The following is a 7,277-nucleotide window of genomic DNA, read 5'->3' on the forward strand; positions in this document are numbered from 1 at the left end:
TTTTCCTCAGATCAATTCGCGAACGTCGATGAAACGACCGTTGACGGCAGCAGCGGCGGCCATGGCCGGGCTCACCAGGTGGGTCCGCCCACCCGCGCCTTGGCGCCCTTCGAAGTTACGGTTGGAGGTCGAGGCGCAATGCTCGCCCGACTCCAGGCGGTCCGGGTTCATCGCCAGGCACATCGAGCAGCCCGGCTCACGCCATTCAAAACCGGCTTCGAGGAAAATCTTGTCCAGGCCTTCGGCTTCCGCCTGGGCTTTAACCAGCCCGGAACCTGGCACCACAATGGCTTGTTTGATGGTCGAGGCCACCTTGCGGCCCTTGGCAATCACCGCCGCGGCGCGCAGGTCTTCGATCCGCGAGTTGGTGCAGGAACCGATAAACACACGGTCCAACTGGATGTCGGTGATCGCCTGATTGGCGGTCAACCCCATGTATTTCAAGGCGCGCTCGATGGAGCCACGCTTGACCAGGTCGGCCTCTTTGGCCGGGTCCGGCACGTTCTGGTCGACGGCCAGGACCATTTCGGGCGAAGTGCCCCAGCTGACTTGCGGCTTGATCTGCGCAGCGTCGAGTTCGACCACGGTGTCGAACACCGCATCAGCGTCGGAGACCAGGTCTTTCCACGCTTCGACGGCGGCATCCCAATCGGCGCCTTGCGGCGCGAACGGGCGGCCCTTGACGTATTCGACGGTTTTTTCGTCCGCCGCCACCATGCCCACGCGGGCACCGGCTTCGATGGACATGTTGCAGATGGTCATGCGGCCTTCAATGGACAGGTCGCGGATAGCACTGCCGGCGAACTCGATGGCATGGCCGTTACCGCCCGCGGTGCCGATCTTGCCGATCACAGCCAGTACGATGTCCTTGGCGGTCACGCCAAACGGCAATTGGCCTTCGACGCGTACCAGCATGTTCTTCATTTTCTTGGCCACCAGGCACTGGGTGGCAAACACGTGCTCCACCTCGGAAGTACCGATGCCGTGGGCCAGAGCGCCGAACGCACCATGGGTGGAGGTATGAGAGTCACCGCAGACCACGGTCATGCCCGGCAAGGTGGCGCCCTGCTCCGGGCCGATGACGTGGACGATGCCTTGGCGCACGTCGTTCATCTTGAATTCGGTGATGCCGTATTCGTCGCAATAATCGTCGAGGGTCTGCACCTGCAACCGCGAAACCTGGTCGGCAATGGCTTCGATGCCGCCCTTGCGCTCAGGAGTGGTCGGCACGTTGTGGTCCGGCGTGGCGATGATGGAGTCGACGCGCCAAGGCTTGCGCCCGGCCAGTCGCAGGCCTTCGAACGCTTGGGGCGAGGTCACTTCATGGATGATGTGACGGTCGATGTAGATCAGCGACGATCCATCATCGCGACGTTTCACTTCATGGGAATCCCAAAGCTTGTCGTAAAGCGTTTTGCCGGCCATCAGTCGGTCCTCATCAGCGGTGCTTCTATACGCCGGGCTTTTCAATAACCCTTTGGCTTGTGAGGCTGATGGTATGGCGCTACATTAAATAACTCAAATTCATATTTTTTATGCTTTGGATTACCAACTGGAATAGCACCATGGACCTGGCCAACCTCAACGCCTTTATCGCCATCGCCGAGACCGGCAGCTTCTCCGGCGCCGGCGAACGCCTGCACCTGACCCAGCCGGCCATCAGCAAGCGCATCGCCGGTTTGGAACAACAATTGAAGGTACGGCTGTTCGACCGCCTGGGCCGCGAAGTCGGCTTGACCGAGGCCGGGCGGGCCTTGCTGCCCCGCGCCTATCAAATCCTCAACGTGCTGGACGACACCCGCCGGGCCCTGACCAACCTCACCGGCGAAGTCAGCGGGCGCCTCACTCTGGCCACTAGCCACCATATCGGCCTGCACCGCCTGCCACCGATCCTGCGCACCTTCACCCGGCAATATCCGAATGTGGCGCTGGATATTCAGTTTCTGGATTCAGAAGTGGCCTACGAAGAAATCCTCCATGGCCGTGCGGAAGTCGCGGTAATCACCCTGGCGCCTGAGCCCCACAACCTGGTACGTGCAACCCGGGTGTGGGACGACCCGCTGGATTTTGTGGTGGCGCCGGAACACAGCCTGATCAGCAACGGTTCCGTCAGCCTGGCCGATATCGCCGGGCATCCGGCCGTGTTTCCCGGTGGCAACACCTTTACCCACCATATTGTCAGCCGTCTGTTCGAGGCCCAGGGCCTGACGCCCAATATCGCGATGAGCACTAACTACCTGGAAACCATCAAGATGATGGTCTCCATCGGCCTGGCATGGAGCGTGTTGCCGCGCACCATGCTCGACGATCAGGTGGCAAGTATCGCTTTGCCGGGCATACAGCTCAGTCGCCAGCTAGGCTATATCGTGCACACCGAAAGGACGCTGTCGAACGCTGCGCGGGCTTTCATGAGCCTGTTGGATGCACAGGTCGATCTGCCAGGGTTACCGGCATGACACCGTGCGGGCCAGGGGTTTAGGTCAAACCGCGCGGTTTTCTCAATGAGCCAAGGCCCTTTGATAATGCGCAACCCCCTTGACCCGATTCCACCCCTGCCCCGCATCTACGCCCTGGACCCTCAAGCGGCGGAACAAAGCTGGGACAGTGCCCCGCAACTGCTGACGGCCCTCAATGCCGCGCGGCTGGGTGCCTGGTGCTGGGAAATCGACACAGGAAGAATCAGTTGGTCACGGGGCACCCAGGCGTTATTCGGCTTTGACCCGCGCCAGCCTCTGCCCAAGGACCTCGACTATCTCGACCTGCTGGCTCCGCAAGACAGTGCGCGGGTGGTGCGCGGCTTTCATGCGGTGCTCGCCGGAGAGCCGTTCGACCGCGCCATGCACCACCGCATCCAATGGCCCGATGGCAGCGTGCACTGGCTGGAAATCAGCGGCAGCCTGGTTCCCGATAAAGCCGGACGGCGTCGCATGATCGGGGTCATCCGCGAGATCACCCACCAACGCGAGCGTGAACACGCCCTCAGCCATTCGGAAAAGCGCTTTGCCACCCTGTTCCACCTGTGCCCGAACATGGTGCTGCTGACGCGCCAGGCCGACGGCTTGATCAGCGAAGCCAACCAGTATTTCGAGATGCTGTTCGGCTGGCCGGTGGCCGATGCCATCGGCCGCACCACTCTGGAACTGGGCTTGTGGCGCCACCCGGAACAGCGGGCGCTGCTGGTCAAGGCCACGCAGCGCAAGGGTGAACCGATCACCATGGAAGTGCAGTTCTGCGCCAGCAACGGCCAGATTCATGACGGCACCCTCAGCGCACAAAAAGTGGAACTGGACGGCGAGGCGTACCTGATCAGCACCTTTCTGGACACCACCGAACGTAAAAACGCCGAGCAAGCACTCAAGGACAGCCAGGAGCGCCTGGACCTGGCCCTGGATTCCGCGCAACTGGGCACCTGGGATTGGCACATCCCCAGCGGCATGCTCTACGGCTCGGCGCGTGCCGCCCAGTTGCACGGGCTGGAACCCGCGCCGTTCCATGAATCCTTCGATGCGTTTTTTGAGGGCATGTCCGATGAGGACCGCGAGGGCATGCGCCATGCGTACCGCAGTTTGCGCGAAGGCCCGGACGGCAACTATCAGCTGACCTATCGCGTGCAAATGGAAGACGGCAGCCCGCGCTACCTGGAGAGCCGCGCACGCCTGTATCGCGATGAGTCAGGCAAGCCCCTGCGCATGGCGGGGACCTTGCTGGATATCACCGACCAGGTCGAGCGCGAGCAACGGCTGACCGCCTCGGAAGAAAAGTTCGCCAGCCTGTTCCAGGCCAGCCCCGACCCGATCTGCGTGACCTGCCTGGACAGCGGCGCCTTTATCGAGATCAACCCGGCGTTTACCCAGACGTTTGGCTGGACAGCCGCCGAAGTACTGGACAAAAGCGCGGAACAAATCGGCTTGTGGGACGACTCCAGCAAGCGCCTGCAGCGCATCGAGCAGGTGATACGCGAACAGGCCCTGAGCAATGTGGCCATCGTGGTGCATCACAAGGACGGCCAAAGCCTGACCTGCATGATTTCCAGCCGCTTGATCAAGGTCAGCGACCAGCCGTGCATCGTCACCACGCTGCGCGATATTACCCAACAGCAACGCTCGGAAGCCGCACTCAAGGCCAGTGAAGAGAAGTTCGCCAAGGCGTTCCATTCCAGCCCCGATGCGATATCCATCACCGAACGCGACACCGGCCGTTATGTGGAGGTCAACGACGGTTTTTGCCGCCTGACCGGTTACCGCACCGAAGAGGCCATCGGCCTGACGCTGTACCAGATCGGCATCTGGGCCGATGAAAACCAGCGCGCCGCACTGTTGGCCGAGTTGCACATCAAGGGGCGCATTCACCACCTGGAAATGCTCTGGCGCAACAAGCGTGGCGAGGTGCTGGCGGTGGAGGTCTCGGTGGAGCCGATCACCTTGAATGAAACCCCCTGTCTACTGCTGACCGCGCGGGATGTGAGCCTATTGAAGAACGCCCAGGCGCAGATCCGGCACCTGGCCTATCACGACCCGCTGACCAACCTGCCGAACCGGGCACTGCTGATGGACCGCCTGAGCCAGCAGATCGCCCTGCTCAAGCGCCACAACCTGCGCGGCGCCCTGCTGTTTCTGGACCTGGATCACTTCAAGCACATCAACGACTCCCTCGGCCACCCCGTTGGCGACACTGTGCTGAAAATCGTCACCGCGCGCCTGGAAGCCAGCGTGCGCACAGAGGACACCGTGGCGCGCCTGGGCGGCGACGAGTTTGTGGTATTGCTCAGCGGCCTGGAGGGCACCCGCCAGACGGTCAGCAGCCAGGTGCAAGCGCTGGCCGATACCCTGCGTGAATTACTCTCGGAACCCATGTTTCTCGACGGTCACCGGTTGCAGGTCACGCCCAGCATCGGCGTGGCGCTGATCCCCGACCATGGCACCACGCCCGCCGATCTGCTCAAGCGTGCCGACATCGCCCTGTACCGCGCCAAGGACTCCGGGCGCAACACCACGCAGATGTTCCATAACAGCATGCAAAAAACCGCCAGCGAGCGCCTGCGCATGGAAACCGACTTGCGCCTGGCCTTGTCACGCGGCGAGTTCAGCGTGCATTACCAGCCCCAGGTGGATGCGCGAGGCAACAGGATAGTCGGCGCCGAGGCTCTGGTGCGCTGGCAGCATCCACAATTGGGCGCGCAGTCGCCGGCGGAATTTATCAAGGTATTGGAGGACAGCGGCCTGATCCTGGAGGTCGGCACCTGGATTCTCGATGAAGCCTGCGGCGCTTTTGCCCAGTTGATTGCCGACGGCCTGGTGGACCCGCTCAATTTCAGCCTGTGCGTGAATATCAGCCCGCGGCAGTTTCGCCAGAACGACTTTGTGGAACGGGTGGAGCACAGCCTCAAGCAACACGGCCTGCCGTTCAGCCTGCTGAAACTGGAAATCACCGAAGGTATCGTGATCCAGAGCCTGGACGACACCGTGGTGAAGATGCGCCGCCTGAAAAAACTAGGCGTGAGCTTTGCAATGGATGACTTCGGTACCGGCTACTCATCCCTGACCTACCTCAAGCGCCTGCCGGTGGACGCGCTGAAGATCGATCAGTCGTTCGTGCGCGATGCGACCCACGACCCCAATGATGCAGAAATCATCCGCGCCATTGTGGCCATGGCGCGCAGCCTGAACCTGGAAGTCATCGCCGAGGGGGTGGAAACCCTGGAACAGCTGGCGTTCCTGCAAAAGCTGGGCTGCCATTTGTTCCAGGGGTATTTACACAGCCGGCCATTGCCGATCGAGGGTTTCAGGCGGTTGCTGGAATAGGGCCGCGCCTGATCACGCGAGGTTGCAAAAGGTGCAGCCAAGCGCCACTGCCGTCAATCGAACCGCCCGCCTGGCTGCCTGTTCAATTACATAAGCGCTACAGCATCGCCTTGGGTAGGGGCCGAGCCTCGGCGCCCCCACAACTCTTCACGACCATTGATAACCGCTACCGAGTGCTTATCCCGATTGCACATACCCACTTGCCCACCGGCTAGCGCACTGACGGGCACCCTTTTCATGTGTTTCCTCAACCCCAGGCGCAGGAACCCCTCGCCTGGCCCCCACTCATCCTCCCCATTGTTCAGGCTGCGAATGGCAGCATGAAAACTCCTGCTCGCCGTACCATCGTTGTTTTCCATTTGCGCGCGCTTGGCGCTGACGGCAAAAAGAAACCGCGCATCCTTGAGCATCTCTTTATCGGGACCTATAAACCGCGAACCTTGTGCTGCTTGCGCCAACTCCGAGTCGGTCAATCTCAGCTGAAAATCGTCGCGCATGACCACGTGATAACCGCCAGGCTCTTTTCTCACTGAGCGAAAAATGTCCGTAGGGCTTTGACCAAATCGGTACATGGCTGCCTTGATGGCCGATACGGTAACGCAGTTGCCATCTGGCCCTTGGCGAAAGCCACTCCAGATGTTGTCCGGCTTAGCCCCATTACGCTTTATCGAAAGACCCGGAATGTTTGCGGCGACCTCAGGCTTTGGTGGTAGTGGTTCAGGTATGACCCGAGGCGGAACCTCGGGCTGAACCCTGGGCGGAGGAGGAACGTCAGGAACTGTCGTATCTTTTTTATCGGACAACAGAGAAATCAGCTGTGAAAAAAAAGCCGCAAACAGCCCCGACAATGTTGTGACTAACTCCCTATTAGTACCAATGCTATTTTTAGCTGTCTCGACAGCCCCGTAATTAACTGGAGTGCACTGAAGAGTGTCATTAATGGGTTTTAACGTATCAACAGGTGCCACCTGACGGACATCTATCACGCGCGCAATATTATTAATCGAACAGCACGACACAAGTTTCTCCTTAAACAGTACTTCTCCGAGTGGTGTACCTCGGAGAAGCCCCCGTTTTATTCAAGCGTTCTTATGAGCCAGCGGGTTTCAAGATCTGGACGAAAGTCGAGCATTGAAGCGCCAGTTTTTGTCGAATTTATTCTCAGCAGGACCTGGGCTGGTCAAATCCGGAACAAACTTATCGGGCTGTGGCGCGGGTGTAGGTATCGGGTTGGTATCCGGATTCGGGCCTGGCTGTGGCATCGGGTTCGATTCCGGCTTCGGACCCGGCTGGGGCACGGGGTTCGACTCCGGCTTCGGACCCGGCTGTGGCACGGGGTTCGATTCCGGCTTCGGACCAGGCTGGGGCACGGGGTTCGATTCCGGCTTTGGACCGGGCTGTGGCACGGGGTTCGATTCCGGCTTCGGACCAGGCTGGGGCACGGGGTTCGATTCCGGCTTTGGACCGGGCTGGGGC

At 60.6% G+C, this 7,277-nt stretch carries 4 protein-coding genes; 2 read left to right on the top strand and 2 right to left on the bottom strand.

Features of this window, described 5'->3' with window-relative positions; all coding sequences use genetic code 11:
• Positions 1-6: 6 nt before the first annotated feature.
• The gene (gene leuC / locus GIV35_RS15535) at positions 7-1,425 is read right to left on the bottom strand and encodes a 3-isopropylmalate dehydratase large subunit (protein ID WP_003192562.1); all 1,419 of its coding nucleotides are present in this window, start codon (positions 1,423-1,425) and stop codon (positions 7-9) included.
• A 140-nt stretch (positions 1,426-1,565) separates the two neighbouring features.
• On the opposite strand from leuC, the gene GIV35_RS15540 reads away from it, so the two are divergent.
• Both GIV35_RS15540 and GIV35_RS15545 read left to right on the top strand, forming a co-directional pair.
• Positions 1,566-2,456: a LysR family transcriptional regulator gene (locus GIV35_RS15540; protein WP_105227366.1), complete on the top strand. Its 891-nt coding sequence runs from the start codon at positions 1,566-1,568 to the stop codon at positions 2,454-2,456.
• A gap of 66 nt (positions 2,457-2,522) precedes the next feature.
• Positions 2,523-5,801, top strand: a complete 3,279-nt coding sequence (locus GIV35_RS15545; protein WP_200649348.1) for a PAS domain S-box protein — start codon at positions 2,523-2,525, stop codon at positions 5,799-5,801.
• Positions 5,802-5,887: 86 nt separating this feature from the next.
• Here GIV35_RS15545 and GIV35_RS15550 read toward each other — a convergent pair whose 3' ends face one another.
• A complete protein-coding gene (locus GIV35_RS15550; RefSeq protein ID WP_202692121.1) occupies positions 5,888-6,820 on the bottom strand; it encodes a hypothetical protein in 933 nt (310 codons plus the stop codon).
• Between the last annotated feature and the right edge of the window lie 457 nt (positions 6,821-7,277).

Source organism: Pseudomonas sp. PA-1-6B (assembly GCF_021609545.1).
Taxonomy (GTDB): domain Bacteria; phylum Pseudomonadota; class Gammaproteobacteria; order Pseudomonadales; family Pseudomonadaceae; genus Aquipseudomonas; species Aquipseudomonas fluorescens_BV.

Excerpts from the sequence above, each read along its gene's own strand:
- leuC (WP_003192562.1), bottom strand. The coding sequence starts at position 1,425 with ATGGCCGGCAAAACGCTTTACGACAAGCTTTGGGATTCCCATGAAGTG.
- GIV35_RS15540 (WP_105227366.1), top strand. The coding sequence starts at position 1,566 with ATGGACCTGGCCAACCTCAACGCCTTTATCGCCATCGCCGAGACCGGC.
- GIV35_RS15545 (WP_200649348.1), top strand. The coding sequence starts at position 2,523 with ATGCGCAACCCCCTTGACCCGATTCCACCCCTGCCCCGCATCTACGCC.